Source organism: Pseudoduganella sp. R-43 (assembly GCF_049913255.1).
In the GTDB taxonomy this organism is placed as follows: Bacteria; Pseudomonadota; Gammaproteobacteria; order Burkholderiales; family Burkholderiaceae_D; genus Rugamonas.
In genome coordinates, this window is sequence record NZ_CP183988.1 from 6,626,406 (window position 1) to 6,643,188 (window position 16,783).

Here is a 16,783-nt window from a genome sequence, read left to right on the forward strand (position 1 = left end):
TACAGGCTTGCGCCTAGCTCGGCGCGGCATGCATTGATAAGCTGCGAAGCATGCAAAACCGCTACTGAGAAGGAGCCTGCCATGTACCGAAAAATCCCGACCGTTTCGACCCGCTTCAATCCGATGAAGGCGATTTCAGTGAGCGTGCTCCTGCTGACCATGGCTGCAACCTACGCCCTGCACGTCAGCATCTAACCTTCGTAAGGCCCCAGGTAATCGATCTTGCCGATCTTGACGCCCTGGTTCCGCAAGATGTCGTGCAGCGTCACGACATGGAAGTAGAAATTCGGCAGCGCGAAAGTCAGCAGATAGCTCTCGCCAGTAAAGGTTGGCCTGAAGCTGCCGAAACTCAGTGCCACCTCGCGCGTTTCGCTGTTTGCGAAATGCTCCTCCCCCACGCTTTCAATGTAAGCGATCGTGTTCGCGATGCGCTGCTGCAGCTGCTCAAAGCTGGCTTCGTTGTCGGGGAATTTCGGTGCGGCGATGCCGCTCAGGCGTTCGATGGAGAGTTTGCTGGTATCGCTGGCGCGCTGCACCTGGGCGGCCAGCGGCAGCATGTCGTCGGCCAGCCGGGCCGACAATAGCGTTTCCGGGACTTTGCCGGTTTCCTCCGCGTGGGCTTGCGCCTTGCGCAGCAGGCTTGCCATCACGTTCAGGCCGCGCACGAAAACGGGCGCGGAAACTTTATACATGGACAGCGACATGCGCTACTCCTTTCCGTTGAGTGTCCGGAAAGTGTAGCGCAATCCATCAATTCACGCGCGTGACCATCATTCCGGCCCGCAGGCCGACGCGGACGTCGGGGTTGGGGAATACCACCAGCTCTTCGTCGTGCTGCACGGTGTAGACGGTATCGCCGTCGCGGGCAATTTCATCGCCCTTCTTCAGCGCGGTGAAATTCTGCGTCTCCTTGCCGAAGGCCATCTTGAAGTTGTCGCTCAGCTTGATGATGTTCTGGGCCACCTTGAAGACGTGCGGTTCGCTGGCGGCTTGCAGCGGCGCCTTGCCGCGCAGCAGGCGGTCCAGGGCCAGCTTGGCGTCTTCGAACTGCGTGAGGTCGTTCTGGCCCAAGGTGCCAATGCGGCCCAGCTCAATCGTGGTGCCGGCGGCGGCGTGGTGCTCGGCGCTGTAGTAGCTGTAGGTGCCTGCCGACGACGGGTTCATGATGATGGCGCCGATGGCAGCTTCGCCCAGCCAGCCGACCAGCTGCTGCTTGGCGTCGTCCGCAATCAGGTCGGGGACGATGGCGAAGGTTGGGTAGACGCTCGGGCGGATGGCCGTGTGCAGGTCGAGGTGCCAGCGCTGTTTGCCGGCGCTTTCGAAGAATTCGGTGGTGGCGGCGATCATGACGTCGGCACGTGCGGCTTCGGCAGTGCCGGCCAGGGTGCCGCGTTCGGCGCGGAACATGCGGTTCAGGTCAGCGTCGATGAAGCGCTTGGCCTGGCGGATGGCGCCGATGTTGCCGACGCAGAGCATCAGGTCGACTTGCAGCGCTTGGGGTTCTTGCGCGAGGGCGTCGAGCAGGTAGGCTACCAGTTCGATCGGGCCGGTTTCGTCGCCATGCACGCCGACCGAGACCAGGATCGCTGGACGGCCTTGCTGCTTGCTGCGGATGGTGAGGATGCCGTCGGCGGGTTGGGCGACCGCGAAGCCGGCCTGTTCGAAACTGCGTGCAACCGCGCTGAAGTCTGCTTCAGCGAGGGCGCGGACTGCGGGGGGTAAGGTTTGGTTATCTGCCATTCTTTTGTTGCTGTTTACTTTCTGCTCCGCTAAAACCGGTAAACCAGTGTCAGACCCGCAGGGTCTGACACTTATACGCGGCGGCCGCATACTTGCATTGAGGGACGGGGGCTGGACCCAGGGCCAGTCCCCGCCGGTTTACCGGTTTCAGGCCGCCATGCCGACCGCGTTGACCGCTTCCGACAACGCCCACACGTCCAGCATTGCCTGTTCCAGGTCCGCCGACGCCGCGTAGCCCGAAAGGCCCAAGGTGCAGGTCACCAGCTCGACCGCTTCGACCGCGTCATGCCCGTTGGTCGCACGAGCCAGCACCTGCGACAGCAATTTCTGCTGCGTACGGCGCAAGGCCTGCTGCGCGTAGCTGCGCAGGTGTTCCTGCGACTTCGACACAGCCGGCAGTTTCAGCCCGCGCTCCAGCGTATCGATACCGGCCTGCGAACGCAGCGCCATGCCAACCGCCAGGAAGCCCGGCAGGTCCATGCCCGCCGGACGCTTGACCGACAGCGCGGCGAACACGAACGCCGCCACGCCTTCCAGCGCATCGACCGCATTCCACGCCTGCACGAATTCAGCGCGCAGGCCGCCGTGGGTTGCCGCTTCAGACTGCACGTCGGCCGCCATCTTGCGCACGGTGGCAGGATCGGCGAACAGCTTGGTCAGTTCGGCGATGCCGGCGCCGCGCAACTGGTCTTTCGGTACGCCCAGCACGCCTTCCATCACCGCCTTCAGCATGGCGCGGGTGCGCGCATCGACGCGCATCGCCACATTGCGCGGCACATTCAGCGCATCGGCATCCAGCGTATCGAAGACGGGCGCCAGGTCCAGCGCTGACCATGCCTGGCCCCACGCCAGGATCACGTCCTGCTCGCTGCAGTTGTTGGCAGCGGCCAGATCGCGGATCATCAATGGGCCGCAACGGTTCACCACTTCATTCGCCAGCACGGTCGCCAGGATGGCGTTGGACAGCGGATGGTTCAGCGGTGGACGGGTCGCCACCAGTTGCTCAGGGAAGTAAGGACGCAGCACCTTCTCCGCCCAGCTCTCATCCGTCAGCGGCATGGCCGACAGCAGGCGCTTGTAGCGGTTCTTCACGTTGGCGATGACTACCGCCAGTTCCGGCGTGGTCAGGCCGCGGCCATCGGCCTTGCGGCGCGCCAGTTCGGCCACGCTTGGCAGGTGCTCCAGTTCGCGCGACAGCGCGCCCTCTTCTTCCAGGTCGGCGATCAGGTCGGCGTAGCCGTCCTGCACATGGGCTTCCGACTGTGCCTGGAATTCGCGCACCAGCAAGCGGGTTTGCTGGGTGTTGTCGCGCAGGACCAGGCGTTCCACTTCCATGGTCATGTCGTTCAGCAGCTGGTTGCGGGCTGCCTCGGTGGTCTGGCCGGCGTTGACTTCCACGTCCAGCCACATCTTGCAGTTCACTTCGTGGTCGGAGCAATCCACGCCAGCCGAGTTGTCGATCGCATCGGTGAAGATGCGGCCGCCGGCCAGGGCGAATTCGATACGGCCGGCCTGGGTCGCACCCAGGTTGCCGCCTTCCGCCACGACCTTGCAACGTAGCTCATTGCCGCTGACGCGGATATTGTCGTTGGCGCGGTCTTTCACTTGCGCGTGGGTTTCGGTCGACGACTTGATATAGGTGCCGATGCCGCCGTTGTAGAACAGGTCCACGGGGGCCAGCAGGATGCGGTGCATCAGTTCTTCCGGCGTCAGCGAGCTTTCCTGGATGTCCAGCGCGGCGCGCACTTCAGGCGACAGCTCGATGGTACGGGCCGTACGCGGGAACACGCCGCCGCCCTTCGAGATCAGGTCCTTGTTGTAGTCCTCCCACGAGGATCGCGGCAGCGCGAACATGCGCTGGCGTTCGGCGAAGGATTTCGCGGTGTCCGGGTTCGGGTCGAGGAAGATGTGGCGGTGGTCGAAGGCCGCCAGCAGCTTGATCTGGTTCGACAGCAGCACGCCGTTGCCGAACACGTCGCCCGACATGTCGCCCACGCCCACCACGGTGAACGGGGTGGTGTTCATGTCGTGGCCCATTTCGTAGAAGTGACGCTTGACCGCCTCGAACGCGCCCTTGGCGGTGATGCCCATCTTCTTGTGGTCGTAGCCGTTGGAGCCGCCCGACGCGAACGCGTCGCCCAGCCAGAAGCCGCGCTTCACCGCGATGCTGTTGGCGATGTCGGAGAAGGTCGCGGTGCCCTTGTCGGCAGCCACCACCAGGTATGGGTCGTCGTTGTCGTAGCGGACCGTGTCTTCAGGTGGAACGATCTTGCCCAGCACGCGGTTGTCGGTCATTTCCAGCAGGCTGGCGATGAACAGGCGGTAGACTGCTTCGCCTTCCGCTGCCACCACGTCGCGCGGCGCGTCTTTCGGCATCTGCTTGCAGACGAAGCCGCCCTTGGCGCCGGCAGGAACGATCACGGCGTTCTTCACCATCTGCGCCTTCACCAGGCCCAGCACCTCGGTGCGGTAATCTTCCATGCGGTCAGACCAGCGCAGGCCGCCGCGCGCCACCGGGCCGCCGCGCAGGTGCACGCCTTCGAAGCGGCGCGAGAACACATAGATCTCGCGGAACGGACGCGGTTCCGGCACCAGGTGCAGGCTGCTGGTGTCGAACTTGAAGATGATCTTGTCGCCCTGTCCAGCATTCTGGAAATAGTTGGTGCGCAGGGTTGCCAGCATCAGGTCGATCATGGCCGCGAAAATCACTTCGGAGTCGGCGTGGTTGATCGAGGACAAGCGGCCCTTGATGGCCAGCAGCTTGTCCTTGGCTGCGGTGCGGGTCGCTTCCGGCAGGGCCGGATCGAAGCGCTCTTTCCATGCGTCGACCAGCTCCTTCACCAGCGCTGGATGGCGGCGCAGGATCTCCGCCATGTAGCGCACGGTGAACTGGGTGCCGGCCTGGCGCCAGTAGCTCATGTAAGCGCGCACCAGCTGCACTTCGCGCAGGCGCAGACCGCCTTCGACAACCAGGCCATTCAGGCGGCCGTCTTCGGCTTCGTTGTTGAACAGGGCGTTGAACAGGTCTTCCGCCACCTGCACCACGCCAGGGCGGGACAGTTCGAGCGCGCTTTGCGCATCGACAGCCAGGCTGGTCACGTAGTGCTTCTTGCCGTCCGCGGTGCGGATGGTATGCGCCGATTCACGCTCGATCGCCACGCCGGCGTTGTGCAGCGCTGGCAGGATCGAGGACAGGGCCGGTACGCCGTCCACCGAGTACAGGCGGATAGTGGTGGCGGCGTTGCTTTCGGATGGCAGTTCGACGCGCACGGCGACGCGCTCGTCCACGCCATTGCGCAGGATCTTGTCCAGGTCGTGGAAGGCAACGGCCGGCGGGGTTGCAGCCACGTAGTCGACCGGCAGGGTGGAGCACAGCTTGCGCAGGCTGTTGCGCAGCGGTTCTTCGCCGACCTTGTCGGCCAGTTCGGAGAACTGGTCATGCCAGCCGTCCAGCACCGTCAGCAGCGGACGCTGGATATCGCTTTCCAGGTCCAGCGGATAGCGCGCAGCGTGGGCGATCAGGTAGAGGCGGGCCAGCGGACCGTCCGACACCAGGGTTTGCGAGCTGACGTGGGTGGCGCCGGAGCTTTCCTGCAGGGCGCGCGCCAGCGCATGCGCCACGGAAGCGGAGTAGCGTTCGCGCGGCAGGTAGACCAGCACGTTCAGGTGGCGGGCGTACACGTCGCGGCGGGCGAATACCTTGGCGCGCGGCTGCTTGTACAGCGACACCACGGCGCCGCAGACTTCGGCCAGCCATTCCGGTTCCGCTTCCAGCGCTTCGGTGCGCGGCAGCGATTCCAGGATCTCGATGAATTTCTCGGCGCGGAAACCGGTTTCGCGCACGCCGGCGATCTTCAGCACTTGCGCGATGCGGCCGCGCGCGAATGGCAGGCGGGCCAGCGGGGTCAGGTTGGCGGCGCGGGTGAACAGGCCGACGAAGCAATGCTCGCCCAGGATGGCGCCCTTGCCGTCGGTGTGGCGCACGCCGATGAAGTCCAGCGACTGGTCGCGGTGCAGCGTGCCGCCCACGTCGGCCTTCACGATCGACAGGGTGTGGGCGCGCTTGGACAGTGTGTCGAAGTCGCCGGGGATATTGGCCAGGCAGGTGCCGTAGATCGGGTGCGCGGTGTCCTGCAGAACGCCGATGCGGCTAGGGATGTCGCGTTCCAGTTCGCGTGCGCCCGGCTTGACCTGGTAGTAGGCATAGCCGTGCACTTCGAAGCCTTCGTCGCGCGCCCACTGCAGGAAAGCTGCGACCTCCTGGCCTTCTTCGCCGTGGCCGGCCGAGTCGGTAGAGACGGCGGTGAGGCGGTCCTTCATTGCAGCCAGGTCGCGCTTCACGACGGCGGCGTCGCGCGCCACCATCTCGATGCGGTCGGTCAGTTCTTTCAGTGCGCCGTCTTCCAGCTTTTCGGACAGCAGGCACAGGACCATCGATTCGAGCTTGTCGCCTTTCTGGCCGACGGCTTCCACGCTGCCGTCGGCGCTGCGGCGCACCGGCAGCACGGCGTTCAGCACGCCGTTGGAGCCGACGCGCAGCTTGCGCATGGCGATCACGATGGAGTCGACCAGGTATGGCATGTCGTCGTTGACGATCAGGAGCGCGGTGGCGTGGCCGCCGCGCGCTTCTTCGTATTGGAGCTTGGCGATCTGGCAGCCGGAAGCGGTGCGCTTGGCAAGCTGGGTGAAACCTTCCACAAGGACCGGGGCCAGGCTGCCGGGGGACAGGTCGGCCAGGTCTTCATCGTCCAGGGAGCCGAGCCAGGCTTCGATCAGTTGGGCGATCGGGCCGCTGGCCTTGACCAGTTCGAGCGTTTGCTTGCGCAACTCTTGTGGCATTTGTTTCATCTGCTTCTCCAAATACGTTGTGGGTATCTTCTTTCTTAAAACCGGTAGCTCGCAAGCCGTTGGCGCTGTTTGCACGACGGCCTTTGCGCAGAAAGTGCCTGACCCTGCGGGTCAGGCACTGGTTTACCGGTTTTTACAGATCGTACAGGCCGGGTAAGCCCAGGATCTGTTCCAGCTCTTTCAATGCGGTGTGCACTTCTACAGCCAATTGCGGATCTGCCAAATCTTTCGGTTCCAGATGGTCGCGGTAGTGCTTCTCTACCCACGCGACCAGGCTATGGTACAGCGTTTCGGTCATCACCACACCCTGGTGCATGGCCGCTGCCTCTGCCTCGGTCAACGCCACGCGCAGGCGCAGGCAAGCCGGCCCACCGCCGTTGCGCATCGACTGGCGCAGGTCGAAGTGGATCAGCTCATCGACCGGGCCGCCGGAAGCGACCAGCTTTTCCAGGAAGGCCGCCACGGCCGGGATTTCCTGGCACTCATGCGGCGTGACCAAGGCCATCTTGCCGTCAGGCTTGGACAGCAGCTGCGTGTTGAACAGATAGGAAGAAACCGCGTCGGCCACCGACACCTCGGCCGTCGGTACGCGGATCGCCACCAGCTCGGCGCCCACGCCCTGCATGGCGGCGCGGATCGAAGCCAGCGCGCCCTGCTCGTCTGCGAAAGCCTGCTCATGGTAGAACAGCACATTGCCATTACCCACGGCGATCACGTCGTTGTGGAACACACCCTGGTCGATCACGTCAGGATTCTGCTGCACGAACACGCAGCGCGCCGGATCGAGGCCGTGCAGGCGGGCCACGGCCTTCGATGCTTCCAGCGTATGGCGGGCCGGGAACTTCTTCGGCGCCGGCGCGCTCGGGTCGAACTCCACGCGGCCATATACGAACAGTTCGACGGCCGGATTGCCATGCTGGTCGCACAGGCGGGTATGGTTGGCCGCGCCTTCATCACCGAAGGCCGGAGTACCAGGCAGTGCGTCGTGCACGGCGAAGAAGCGCTCGTCCTTGAAGATGGCGCGCAGGGCGCGAGCCGACTGCACGTGCTCGAACGCGCGGTGCAGCTTGTTGTTCAGGTTTGCAGCGGTGAAGTGCACACGGCCATCGCGCGTGTCGGCCGACGGGCTGACGGTGGCGGCATTGGCAGTCCACATCGGCGAAGCCGAGTAGGCGCACGCCAGCACCACCGGCGAGTCGTTGTACGCCTGTGCGATCACTTCGGCATCGGTGCCGGCGTAGCCCAGGCTGCGCAGCAGGCGGAAATTCGGACGGTCCTGCGGCGGCAGCAGCGCCTGCGCGAAACCGCGCCTGGCCAGCTCGCGCATTTTGGCCAGGCCCTGCAGGGCAGCCTGCTTCGGATTGGACGCGCTCTTGACGTTGTTGAACGAGGCGACGTTACCGAACGACAGGCCGGCGTAGTTGTGCGACGGGCCAACCAGGCCGTCGAAGTTGTATTCGCGTGCAGTAGGCATGGCCATCCTCAGAAGTTCATGCCAGGCGACAGCTTGGCAGGCATTTCAAGGGCGCCGTTCTCGATCGAAGCGACCGGGTAGGCGCAGTAGTCCGCCGCATAGTATGCGCTAGGACGATGGTTGCCGGACTTGCCGACGCCGCCGAACGGCGCCGAGCTGGCCGCGCCGGTGGTCGGGCGGTTCCAGTTCACGATGCCGGCGCGGGCGCGGACCTGGAACTTCTGCCACAGCGACTCGTCGGTCGACAGCAGGGCCGCGGCCAGGCCGTAGCCGGTGTTGTTGGCGGCGCGGATCGCGGCGTCGAAATCGTCGACGCGGATGATCTGCGCCAGTGGACCGAACCATTCTTCGTCAGGAATGCCTTGCGCGTCGGTGGTGTCCACGATGCCGGCGGAAACGAAGCCGGTGCCCGGTTCCAGCTGGCGCATTTCCAGCAGCATCTTGCCGCCCTTGGCCACCATGTCGGCCTGTGCCTGCACCAGTTTTTCTGCCACGGCAGCGGAAACCACAGGACCCATGAACGGCGCCGGTTCGGCAGCCGGAGCGCCTACGCCCAGCTTGGACGCCACTTCGACGAAACGCTTGACGAAGGCATCGCCCTGCTCGCCCTTCTGCACGATCACGCGGCGCGCGCAGGTGCAGCGCTGGCCGGCGGAGATGAAGGAAGACGAAATCGCCATGAATACGGCAGCATCGATGTCCGTCGGGTTCCAAACGATCAGAGGATTGTTGCCGCCCATCTCCAGCGCCAGCAGCTTGCCCGGCTGGCCGCCGAACTGCTTGTGCAGCGCCGCGCCGGTCTGGCTGGAGCCGGTGAACAGCACGCCGTCGATCTCCGCATTCTGGCCCAGCGCGATGCCGGTTTCACGGCCGCCGTTGACCAGGTTGATCACGCCCGCAGGCACGCCGGCCTTTTCCCACAGCGCGACGGTCTTGATGGCGGTGCGCGGTGCGTACTCGCTCGGCTTGAACACCACGGTGTTACCGGCGATCAGCGCAGGCACGATGTGGCCGTTCGGCAGGTGGCCCGGGAAGTTGTAAGGACCGAACACGCCGAACACGCCGTGCGGACGGTGGCGCAGCACAGCTTCGCCATCGGCAACCTTGTTGCGCGATTCGCCGGTGCGGTTGCCGTAGGAAGTGATCGAGATGTCCACCTTGTTGGCCATGGTGGTCACTTCGGTGCGCGCTTCCCACAGCGGCTTGCCGACTTCTTCGGAAATGGTCTGCGCCAGGTCTTCCGCGTTTTCCTTCAGCAGGTCGCGGAATTTGGTGACGATGGCGATGCGCTCTTCCAGCGGGCGGTAGGCCCAGGCTTCAAAGGCGGCGCGCGCAGCATGCGCAGCTTCCGCCACGTCATCGGCAGTCGACTCTTTCGACGAGTAGATATGCTTGCCGGTGGCCGGGTTGGTGGTCACGATGGTCTCGCCGTGGCCAGCTTTCCATTGGCCGTTGATGAAATTGCTCAGTTCAGACATTCTGGTTCTTCCTCACGTTGAGAGACAGGGTGCGCACGGTGTCGCCGGCATGGCAATGCAGCAGCGCTTGTTCTTCGGACGACAGGTCAATGCCGCCGTCGGATGGATTGGCGTCGGTCAGGATCATGCGGAAGTCCTGCATGACGGTGTTCGACACCAGGTATGGTTCGGTGGTGTGCAGCGCGCAGGCATGCGCGGTATCGGTATCGCGCGTGACGGATGCCAGTTCGCTGTCGCGCATCGCGCGCAGTTCGGAGACGCGGGCTTGCAGCACCGGGCCGGCGTCGAAGATGTCGACATAGCCTTCGTAGTGCAGGCCTTCCTGCTCCAGCAGGCGGCGCGCCGGCGCGGTAGCCTGGTGAACCTTGCCGATCGCTTCCTGCGCATCTTTCGGCAGGTAGTCGACGTACAGCGGCTGGCGCGGCATCAGCTCGGCGATGAAGGACTTCTTGCCCAGCGCGGTCAGGTCGTCCACATGGTGGAAGTCCATCTTGAAGAAGTAGCGGCCCAGGCCTTCGTAGAAAGGCGAGCTGCCGTCTTCCGCCTGGTAGCCGCGCATCTCGGCGATGATCTTCTGCTCGAACAGGTGCGGGAACTGGGCGATGAACAGGAAGCGGCTCTTGGACAGCAGCTTGCCGTTATTGCCCTGGCGGTAGTCCGGGTGCAGGAACAGGGAGCACAGCTCGGAGCAGCCGGTCAGGTCGTTGGACAGGTACAGCGTGTCCATGCGGGTGAACACGTTCAGCTCGCGGCTGGAGTGCACCAGGGTGCCGATGCGGTAGTTGTAGAAAGGCTCGGTCAGGCCGACCGCGCCCTTGATGGCGCACACGCCGGCCAGGCGGCCGGTATCGGTGTCTTCCATCACGAACATGTAGTCGCGTTCTTCCGGCGGGATGGTTTCGGCGAAGGACGCCACCGCCACGGCGACGCGGTCGCCCATCATCTTCATGTCCGGCTTGAGGGTGGTCATGCCGGTGCCCACCTGGCTGGCCAGGTTGAACAATCCGTCCAGGTCACTCGCTTTAATGGCGCGTACAACTAGCATAGGTTTTCTCGTTATTAAATGCGGACGCAGGTCACGGTGTCGCCCTCTTCCACGCGCAAGATGTCCTGGGCGTTCTTCGACAGGCAGACGGTATCGGTATTCTCCAGCGGTGCGCAGTTGATGGTCACCGCGCGGAAGCGCTGGTCAGGGCCGGTGGACACGGCGTAAGTCGCCACCGCGTCGCTGGCTTGCGTGCCTTCGGCGCTGGCCACGCGGCGCGGCAGCGAGGTGGTGAAGGTACGCAGCGCATGCTTGTGCGCCTGCAGGATCGGACCACCGTCAAAGATGTCGATATACTCGTCGGCTTCGAAACCTTCGGAAGTCAGCAAATTGAACGCCAGTTCGCCGCTCGGATGGATCTGGCCCATCACGGCTTGCGCATCGCCCGGCAGCAGCGGCACGTAGACCGGGTAGTGCGGCATCAGCTCCACGATCAGGGTGCGGTTGCGGGCGCCACCGATCACGCGTTCGGCATCCAGGAAGTCCATTTTGAAGAACTTGCGGCCCAGCGCATCCCAGAATGGCGAGCCGCCGTTTTCATCGGTCAGGCCGGCCAGCGGCACGAAAAAGCGGTCGCCGAAACGGTGCGGCGCCTGCACTGCGTACAGCAGGCGGGAACGCGACAGCAGGGCCGCTTCCGGACGCTGCGCCACGCTGGCGTCGACGTAAAAGCCGGACAGCTGCGAGTAGGCGGTCAGCTCGGAGCACAGCGTCAAGGCGTGCACGCTGTGGCTGATGTTCAGGTCGCGCGAGACTTGCTGGATAACGTCGTTGCGGAAGGAGAAGTAGGTGCCGTTCGAGCCTGCGGAGGCGTGGATGGCGGCGGTGCCGACGATCTTCCTGTCGGCCAGCGACTCCATCACGAACATGTAGGACTCTTCGCTCGGGATGTCGACGTGGGCGGAGAAGGAAGCGATGGAACGCTCGACTGCCTGCTCGATCTTTTCACGCGTCTTCGGCAGGGTATGGACACCCGGCATGCTGACCGCGGCCAGTGATTCGAGGGCGGCGATGTCGGCGGTTTCTACCGGACGGACTACGTACATGGGTGCTCCTCTTTTATTCTTCTCTAAAACAGCAAAACCGGTAAACCTGTGTCAGACCCACGGGGTCTGACACTATGGGTGTCTGACCCTGCGGGTCAGACACCGGGTTACCGGTTTCAGTCCTTGGTCAGCTCAGCAACCGCCAGGCGAATAATGCGATCTGCCTCATCGATCTGCGCATCCGACACCACCAGCGCCGGCGCCAGGCGCACCACGTCGGTACCAGCGATCAGGATCATCAGGCCTTGTGCTTCAGCAGCGCGCTGGATATCCTTGGAACGACCCTTGAACGGCTCAGCCACAACCAGGCCCAGCAGCAGGCCAGCGCCGCGTACGGCCGAGAACACTTGAGGGAAATCGCGCACCAGGCCTTCCAGCTTGCCGATCAGCTTCTCGGAAGCCTCTTTCACGCGGGCCAGGAAGGCTGGCTGGTTGATGGTTTCCAGCACGGTCAGCGCCACGGTGGCAGCCAGCGGGTTGCCGCCGTAGGTGGTGCCGTGGGTGCCTACCGCCAGGTGCTTGGCCAGTTCGTCGGTGGTCAGCATGGCGCCGATCGGATAGCCGTTGCCCAGCGCCTTGGCCGAGGTCAGGATGTCCGGGGTAACGCCGTAGCCCTGGTAAGCGAACAGGGAACCGGTACGGCCCATGCCGCACTGCACTTCGTCGAAGATCAGCACGGCGTTGTGCTTGTCGCACAGCTCGCGCAGGGTCTTCAGGTATTCTGGATTGCCCGGCATCACGCCGCCCTCGCCCTGCACCGGCTCAACGATCACGGCGCACACGTCGTCGCCGATGGCAGCCTTGGCCGCTTCGATATCGTTGTAAGGGATGTGGTCGATCGATGGCGGCAGCGGCTCGAAACCTTCGGTGTACTTGGCCTGGCCGCCGACGGACACGGTAAACAGGGTACGGCCGTGGAAGGAGTTCAGGCAGGACACGATGCGCGGCTTCTTGTCGCCGAACTTGGCGTGGGCGACTTTACGGGCCAGCTTCAGGGCCGCTTCGTTGGCTTCGGCGCCGGAGTTGCAGAAGAAGGCGCGGTCGGCGAAGGTGGCTTCGGTCAGGGCCAGGGCCAGGCGCAGGACCGGCTCATTGGTGTAGCCATTGCCCAGGTGCCACAGGGTGTTGGCTTGGCGGGTCAGGGCTTCCACCACGACCGGGTTGCAGTGGCCCAGGGAGGCGACGGCGATGCCGGAGGTGAAGTCCAGGTAATGCTTGCCGTTCTGGTCCCACAGGTCCAGGCCCGCTGCTCGCACTGGCACCATCTGGGCAGGTGCGTAAGTCGGGACGATTACCTCGTCAAAAGTGGCGCGGGTTACAGGGCGGGTGGTAACAGTCGAGTCAAGCTTGGCGTTCATGGCAAATCCCCATCAATGGTAAGGTGTACTGCATTGTAAAAGCGGGGATGCTAAAACTCTTTTGAATCTGCGACAAGGATTTTCAAAATTGTCCAAGCAGCTTGAAAGTCGGGGTCAGGTCTGGCAATCCGCCACTTTTTCCGCAATGCGGAAAAAGTGGCGGATTGCCAGACCTGACCCCGACTTTAACCTTGCAATTTGCGCTGTCGCTCTTCGCGTGGCGTGTTGCCAAATAAGGTGCCAAAAGCGGTCGAAAAGTGCGACCCCGACGAGAATCCGCACATCAGGCCGACCTGCACTATGGAATGATTTGTTTCTAAAAGTAATTGCCGTGCCCGTTGCAGGCGCAGCTCCAAGTAGTAGCGCGAGGGCAGCGAGCCCAGGTACTGCTTGAACAAACGCTCAAGCTGGCGCCGCGACAAGCCCACCAGACCGGCGATATCGTCTGTCGACAGCGGCTCTTCGATATTCGCCTCCATCAGGGTCACCGCCTCCGACAGCTTGGGCTGCAGGGCCCCGAAACGCGCCTGCAGGGCCACCCGCTGCCGCTCTTCCGACGAACGCACGCGGTCGATGCATAAGGCTTCCTTGATCTCGGCCTGCACATTGGCGCCGAACAGCGCCTCGATCAGGGTCAGGGAAAAGTCGAGCGAAGCCGCCCCGCCGCAGCAGGAAATCAGCCGCCCATCGATCTCGAACAAGTTCGGTGTAAGTATGGCGCGCTCGGTGACATCCTCGGTTTCCGCATATAGCGCCCATGGCAGGGCGATGCGTGCGCCGCCCGCCGCTCCAGTCTGGGCCAGCCACAACACGCCGGCGCCGACCCCGCCCCAATACTCCGCCTCGCGGCAACACTCGATCACCGCGCGCAGTTCGGCATCGGCCGGGCGAGCCGCCCCCTCGTCCGCGACCAGCAGGGCCAGTTGCCAGTCGCCGGCCAGGCCGGATGCAGCGGCCAGCTGGGACGGCGTCATCACGTCGAGCTGGAAGCCGCCCTTCAGAAGGCGCTGGGCCAGCCGCAAGGGCTGCGCCAATCCGGACCAGGCCAGGCTGTCCGGTTCGCCTGCATTCACCAGCAGCATGCGCAGCGGCTGCTCCCGGGTCAGGCGACTAAGTTGGGCAAATGACATCTTCTATTCAGGGACAAGCGCCGACGCCGGGCGCTCAGGGGTATTCCATTGGCTGACAATCATACCGGAGATCAACAGTACCGCCCCCAGCAGCTGCATCACGCCCATCGTCTCGCCCAGCCAGAAGTAGCCGAAGATGGCAGCGCTGGCGGGTTCGAAGGCATAGATCACTGCTGCCTCGTTGGCGGTGGCGTGGCTCTGCCCCCACGTTTGCAGGGAAATGATGGCCGCCGTGGCGATCACGCCAAGATAGGCCAGGTTCCATTTATAGGTCGCCAGGCCTTGCCAGATGTAGGTGTAGTAGTCCTGCGCATCATGCGGCACGTCGATCACCCCGCGCGGCACTTCACGCAGCAGTATCCACAGCCCGGCAAACAGGGCCACGGTCCAGATCTGGGCCACGGTGAGCGTCATCAGGCGGTCCACCTTGCGCGAGAACTGCTCCATGACCTTGATGTAGAGGCCGAACAGGAAGGCCGCCGCCAGTGCCAGCGAGTCGCCGCGGCTCCAGCTGAAGCTGCCCTCCCAGCAGAGGGCGAACAGGCCGCCCACCGCCAGGACCAGGGCCAGCACGATGCGCTTGTCCGGCCACTTGCCCATGGCAATACCCAGCAGCGGCACCACCAGCACGTTCAGGCCGCAAATGAAGGCGTTGCGGTTGGAAGAAGTCAGGCTCAGGCCTTCGACCTGGGTCAGGTAACAGAAGAACAGCAGCACGCCGGCCAGGAAGCCATAGTGCAGGTCACGCCATTTGGCGCGCAGCAGGAAGGGGGACAACAGCACACCGGCAATCGCGAAGCGCGACAACACGATCCAGTTGGCCGACAGGTTGTCGGTCATATCCTTCATGGCCGGGAAGGTGGTGCCCCAGACAATGGTCACCACCAGCAGGGCAAGGATACCGCGTGCGTGCAGGGGCATGGCGTTTAGTACATCTTGTTATGAGTTTGCATATAGTAACCGATGGAGGCCGAGGCTGGCGGGCGCTATAATCCGGTGTCATGGGCGAACGATATTTGAAAAGCATCCGGCTGCTGGCCGAATGCATGCAAGGGTTTGAGAGGTGGTCCGGCGAACACGTTCGCCAACTTGGCCTCACCCACGCGCAATTCGATATCATTGCCACACTGGGCAACACCCCAGGCATGAGCTACAAGGAGCTGGGCGAACGCACCCTGATCACCAAGGGCACCCTGACCGGCGTCATCGAACGCCTGGAACAGAAGGGCCTGGTCGAACGGGAACGCAATGCCGACGACAAGCGCTCCTTTTTCGTGCGCCTGACCCCGGCGGGCGAGCAGCTCTTTGCCGAAGTGTTTCCTGTTATCGTCGCTAAAGGCGTACAGTTGTTTTCGGACTATAGCGACGCCGATTATGACGCCCTGGAACGCACCCTGGCCGGGCTGAAGGCCACAATCAGTGCCGGTACACCACTATAAAGAACGAGAAGAATGTTAAAGACCACCCTGCTGGACGGCATCAAGCCAGCCAAATTCGACAAGCAAATCACCGGCAACCTGCTGCTGGAAAACACCAGTGCCGACCTGGTGCGCAAGGAAAAACTACTGATTGGCATCCGCAATGAAGACGGCGAGATCTACCGCCTGATCGGCGCCACCAAGCACAACAGCTTTACCAATGCAGTGGAAGAACTCGAAGACCTGGAACTGGTCGACGAACTGGGGGATGTCGAAGGCACCGTGGAAGGGTGCGACGCCATCTTCGGCGAAGGCTAAGCTGGGCGTATAGCCGGTTTTTTCATCAAAATAACCACCCTGTCCTAGTTCCAAAGGGCAATTTCTGCATATAATTTTCGCATGGACAGACTGGAAGCCTTCAAAGCAATTGCAGCCCAAGCCGGCCGCGGTGAGCTTACATTCCCCACCAATATCGACGCGTCGATCAAGCTTCAGCGCGCGCTGAACGATGACAATTGCCATATCGACCTGGCAGCCAAGCTGGTGCAGGCCGACCCGCTGCTGGCGGCCCGCACGGTGGCCATTGCCAACTCGGTGGCCTACAACCGCTCCGGCATGGAGATTTCCAGCGTGAAGACGGCTGTGCAGCGCCTTGGGGTGCGCACCCTGCAGTCGCTGGTAACCTCGGTGATCGTGCGCCAGCTCGGCACCAAGATCCGCAATCCCCTGCTCAAGGCCAAGGCCAACCAGCTGTGGGAGCACACCGCCCACGTGGCGGCGCTGGCGCAGGTGATTGCGCGGCGCGTGTCCCACGTCGATCCCGATACCGCCATGTTTGCCGGCATCGTGCACGAGGTGGGCGGCTTCTACATGCTGTCGCAAGCCGAAGCCTATCCGGAAGCGATGGAAGGCGATCCGGAAGAATGGACCACCTACGGCGAAGTGCCGATCGGCCGCGGCGTCCTGCAAAAGCTGATGATTCCCGAGAACGTGATGAAGGCCGTGGAAGCCATGTGGGAAGGCATGCGCGCCCTGCCGCCCGAAAACCTGGGCGACACGCTGCTGTTGGCCAACGACTTGTCCCCGATCGCCTCGCCGCTGCACGCCCGCCCGGGTGCAACCTCGGTGGCAGCCGCCAGCACCATCGACTTCGCCGTCGGCGACGGCACGCTGGCCAGCATCATGGAAGAGTCGGCGGAAGAAGTGAAATCCCTTACCTCCGCCCTGCTTCACTGAGACGTACCCC

The 16,783-nt window shown here is 63.5% G+C and carries 13 protein-coding genes; 3 read left to right on the forward strand and 10 right to left on the reverse strand.

Translation table 11 applies throughout. The features are described 5' to 3' along the window. Positions 1 to 191: 191 nt before the first annotated feature. The 10 genes from ACN9M3_RS30295 to ACN9M3_RS30340 all read right to left on the reverse strand — a co-directional run bounded on the left by ACN9M3_RS30295 (position 192) and on the right by ACN9M3_RS30340 (position 15,040). Entirely contained in the window at positions 192 to 704 is a 513-nt protein-coding gene (locus ACN9M3_RS30295) for a DUF1993 domain-containing protein (protein WP_426319579.1), read from the reverse strand. A 46-nt stretch (positions 705 to 750) separates the two neighbouring features. Further along, positions 751 to 1,740, reverse strand: coding sequence for a succinylglutamate desuccinylase (locus ACN9M3_RS30300; RefSeq protein WP_426319580.1), 990 nt, complete (start codon positions 1,738 to 1,740; stop codon positions 751 to 753). A gap of 147 nt (positions 1,741 to 1,887) precedes the next feature. Beyond that, a complete protein-coding gene (locus tag ACN9M3_RS30305) occupies positions 1,888 to 6,588 on the reverse strand; it encodes an NAD-glutamate dehydrogenase domain-containing protein (protein WP_426319581.1) in 4,701 nt (1,566 codons plus the stop codon). Between the two features lie 133 nt (positions 6,589 to 6,721). Next, entirely contained in the window at positions 6,722 to 8,062 is a 1,341-nt protein-coding gene (gene astB, locus ACN9M3_RS30310) for an N-succinylarginine dihydrolase (protein ID WP_426319582.1), read from the reverse strand. A gap of 8 nt (positions 8,063 to 8,070) precedes the next feature. Continuing rightward, positions 8,071 to 9,540: a succinylglutamate-semialdehyde dehydrogenase gene (gene astD / locus ACN9M3_RS30315; RefSeq protein ID WP_426319583.1), complete on the reverse strand. Its 1,470-nt coding sequence runs from the start codon at positions 9,538 to 9,540 to the stop codon at positions 8,071 to 8,073. Beyond that, complete coding sequence (gene astA / locus ACN9M3_RS30320) at positions 9,533 to 10,585, reverse strand: arginine N-succinyltransferase (RefSeq protein WP_426165910.1); 1,053 nt, start codon at positions 10,583 to 10,585, stop codon at positions 9,533 to 9,535. Before astA ends, astD begins: the two co-directional genes overlap by 8 nt. Before the next feature lie 14 nt (positions 10,586 to 10,599). Continuing rightward, positions 10,600 to 11,631, reverse strand: a complete 1,032-nt coding sequence (locus tag ACN9M3_RS30325) for an arginine N-succinyltransferase (protein WP_426165912.1) — start codon at positions 11,629 to 11,631, stop codon at positions 10,600 to 10,602. 116 nt (positions 11,632 to 11,747) lie between these two features. Continuing rightward, complete coding sequence (gene astC / locus ACN9M3_RS30330; protein WP_426319584.1) at positions 11,748 to 12,989, reverse strand: acetylornithine/succinylornithine family transaminase; 1,242 nt, start codon at positions 12,987 to 12,989, stop codon at positions 11,748 to 11,750. Between the two features lie 185 nt (positions 12,990 to 13,174). Beyond that, complete coding sequence (locus ACN9M3_RS30335) at positions 13,175 to 14,119, reverse strand: GlxA family transcriptional regulator (protein ID WP_426165916.1); 945 nt, start codon at positions 14,117 to 14,119, stop codon at positions 13,175 to 13,177. A gap of 3 nt (positions 14,120 to 14,122) precedes the next feature. Next, positions 14,123 to 15,040: a DMT family transporter gene (locus ACN9M3_RS30340; RefSeq protein ID WP_426165918.1), complete on the reverse strand. Its 918-nt coding sequence runs from the start codon at positions 15,038 to 15,040 to the stop codon at positions 14,123 to 14,125. Positions 15,041 to 15,120: 80 nt separating this feature from the next. Between ACN9M3_RS30340 and ACN9M3_RS30345 the strand changes: the two genes are divergently transcribed. The 3 genes from ACN9M3_RS30345 (at position 15,121) to ACN9M3_RS30355 (ending at position 16,773) form a co-directional block, all read left to right on the forward strand. Beyond that, entirely contained in the window at positions 15,121 to 15,558 is a 438-nt protein-coding gene (locus tag ACN9M3_RS30345; protein ID WP_426165921.1) for a MarR family winged helix-turn-helix transcriptional regulator, read from the forward strand. A gap of 12 nt (positions 15,559 to 15,570) precedes the next feature. Next, complete coding sequence (locus ACN9M3_RS30350) at positions 15,571 to 15,855, forward strand: hypothetical protein (RefSeq protein WP_130309964.1); 285 nt, start codon at positions 15,571 to 15,573, stop codon at positions 15,853 to 15,855. Between the two features lie 81 nt (positions 15,856 to 15,936). Then, positions 15,937 to 16,773 carry an HDOD domain-containing protein gene (locus ACN9M3_RS30355; protein WP_426165925.1) on the forward strand — a complete coding sequence of 279 codons (837 nt, stop codon included), beginning with the start codon at positions 15,937 to 15,939 and terminating at the stop codon, positions 16,771 to 16,773. The last annotated feature ends 10 nt before the right edge of the window (positions 16,774 to 16,783 follow it).